Source organism: uncultured Clostridium sp. (assembly GCF_934754915.1).
Taxonomy (GTDB): Bacteria; Bacillota; Clostridia; order Clostridiales; family Clostridiaceae; genus Clostridium.
Genome location: NZ_CAKVKB010000286.1, coordinates 1 through 2413 on the forward strand (window position 1 = coordinate 1; position 2413 = coordinate 2413).

Annotated in this window: 4 protein-coding genes; 3 read left to right on the forward strand and 1 reads right to left on the reverse strand. The window is 26.7% G+C overall.

Going from position 1 to position 2413, the window contains the following annotated elements; translation table 11 throughout:
* The first annotated feature begins 59 nt into the window (after window positions 1-59).
* From trxA to Q0F58_RS18910, 3 genes are all read left to right on the forward strand, one after another.
* Window positions 60-368, forward strand: a complete 309-nt coding sequence (gene trxA / locus Q0F58_RS18900; RefSeq protein WP_294379530.1) for a thioredoxin — start codon at window positions 60-62, stop codon at window positions 366-368.
* A 125-nt stretch (window positions 369-493) separates the two neighbouring features.
* A complete protein-coding gene (locus Q0F58_RS18905; RefSeq protein WP_294379532.1) occupies window positions 494-928 on the forward strand; it encodes a MarR family winged helix-turn-helix transcriptional regulator in 435 nt (144 codons plus the stop codon).
* Between the two features lie 86 nt (window positions 929-1014).
* Window positions 1015-1695, forward strand: a complete 681-nt coding sequence (locus Q0F58_RS18910) for a Crp/Fnr family transcriptional regulator (protein WP_294379534.1) — start codon at window positions 1015-1017, stop codon at window positions 1693-1695.
* Window positions 1696-1715: 20 nt separating this feature from the next.
* Here Q0F58_RS18910 and Q0F58_RS18915 read toward each other — a convergent pair whose 3' ends face one another.
* Window positions 1716-2387, reverse strand: a complete 672-nt coding sequence (locus Q0F58_RS18915) for a PucR family transcriptional regulator (RefSeq protein ID WP_367118224.1) — start codon at window positions 2385-2387, stop codon at window positions 1716-1718.
* Window positions 2388-2413: the final 26 nt, after the last annotated feature.

Below are 2413 nucleotides of genomic sequence, written 5' to 3' on the forward strand. Positions count from 1 at the left end.
TAATAAACATTTTAAGAAAAAATATAAAAAGATACTGAAAATGAAAAGGAGATAATTTCATGAAAATAATTAATAGCGATGAATTTAGAGCAGAAATTTCAGAAGGTGTTGTTTTAGTTGACTTTTTTGCAACATGGTGTGGACCTTGTAAAATGCTTGCGCCAGTACTTGAAGAATTAGGTGAAGAATTAACTGGAAAAGCAAAAATAGTAAAGGTAGATATAGATCAGTCAATGGATTTAGCTGATGAATTCAGAATAACAAGTGTACCAACAATGATATTATTTAAAAATGGTAAAGCAGTTGAATCTTTAGTAGGATTTTTACCAAAAGAAAGAATAAAACAGGTTATTGAAGCTAATCTATAATTGAGAAATAATTAATATAGATGCCATATTAGATATAATATAATAAATGTTAATTTGTTTTATATTATAAATTATAAGGTATCTATATTTTTTAAATATAGATTATTGTTTCAAGGAGAATAGGTATGGAAATATTTGATGATTTAAAGCTTGAAAAACAATTATGCTTTTCTTTATATGCTGCTTCAAGGGAAGTTATCAGACTTTACAAACCATGTTTAGATAAATTTAATCTTACATATACTCAATATGTTGTTATGCTTGTTTTATGGGAGGATGAAAAGAGTACAGTTAAAGAAATTGGAAAAAAACTTCATCTTGATTCAGGAACGCTGACACCATTGTTAAAAAAACTGGAAGGTATGGAACTTATAAAGAAGTATAGAAATGTTAATGATGACAGAGTAGTTATAGTTGAACTTACTGAAAAGGGAAGAGAACTTAGAGGAAAGATAAAATGTGTTCCTAAGGAAATCCAATGCAAAATAAATTTAGACAAAGAAGAAATTTTGCTGTTGAAAGAAAAATTGGATAATCTTTTAGAAAATCTTCATGAATAGGTTCTACAAAAATAAATAAATTCTGATGGTGGAACAGGTTTTAGGTGAAAATTATGATTATTACATAAATATAGAGAGTGAAATATATGAGTGATATTATAGAAAAAATAAAAAATAATGATTTTTTTAAAAATATGCAATATGAAAAAGTGGTAGAAATTGTTTCAAAACTGAGGCAGGTATCAAAAAAATATTCAAAAGGTCAGATTGTTGCCAGCGAAGGAGATGAGTGCAATAGTCTTGGACTTGTCATAGACGGAAAAATAGAGATTCAGAGAATATATTCAAGTGGAAAATGTTTAGTTTTAAAACAGATGGAAGCTGGAGAAGTTTTTGGAGAAGCTATAATTTTTTCTAAAAAGAATGAGTATCCAGCAACCATAACTGCATCAACTGAATGTGAGATATCATACATAAAAAAAGAAGATATAATAAAGTTATGTCTTAATGAAGAAGCTGTGCTGAAAAATTTTATCATGCTTTTAAGTGATAAAATTTTTGTATTAAATAGAAAAATAAAGACAATTTCATTCAAAAGTGTAAGACAGAAAGTTGTGAATTTCATTTTAGAACAGACTAAAGAACAAAAAAATACAGTGATTAAATTAAAGTTAAGCAAAGAGCAGATTGCATCACTCCTAGGAATTCCAAGACCTTCTTTTTCCAGAGAACTTATGAAACTGAGAGATGACAGACTCATTGAATTTGATAGAAATATAATAAAAGTTATAGATTTAGAGCGTTTGGAAGAAGAACTTTTAGAATAGAGAGTTCTTTAAATTAAATCTTAAAACATATCTTCAAGCATGAAGCCTACACTAAGCTGTAGTCTGGAATCTAGTGAAGATAAATCCATATTTAAAAGTTCTTCTATCTTATTTATCTTATAATTTACAGTATTACGATGAATAAATAATTCATCAGCAGTTTCTTTTACACTTCCGTTATTTTTGAGATAGGAACGTAATACATCAGTAAGATCAGAATTATTTTTTTTATCATAATCTTTTATTGCCTGTATTGTGTGTTCATAATATTCATGAGTTATTTCTTCATATTCAATACTCATAAGAAGTTTAAATATTCCCATGTCAGAATAAAATATTAGAGATTTATCAATTTTATTTTTAGATTGGAGCTTTTGTATGGCTTTTGCCTGTCTATAACTTTTATAAAGACAGCGGATACTTTTGGTTTGCTTTCCTATACCTATACAAAAATTATCTTTTCCATTTAACAATACTTTTAAATGATTTATCAGTTCATTAATAAAATCATGCATATGTTCATTTTTGTAATTTGCAAGGATAACAAGTATTTCTGTATCATGCAGGAATATGGCAAAGTTTTTGTGTTTATGTTGCATATGATTATCTAAACTTATTATTATAGAATTTAATTTTGTTTGATTTGGACCTATGTCAATATAGTAGACACATTTTTTTAGTTTTTTAAGCAGATTTTAAAATAAGATCTTCATAATCT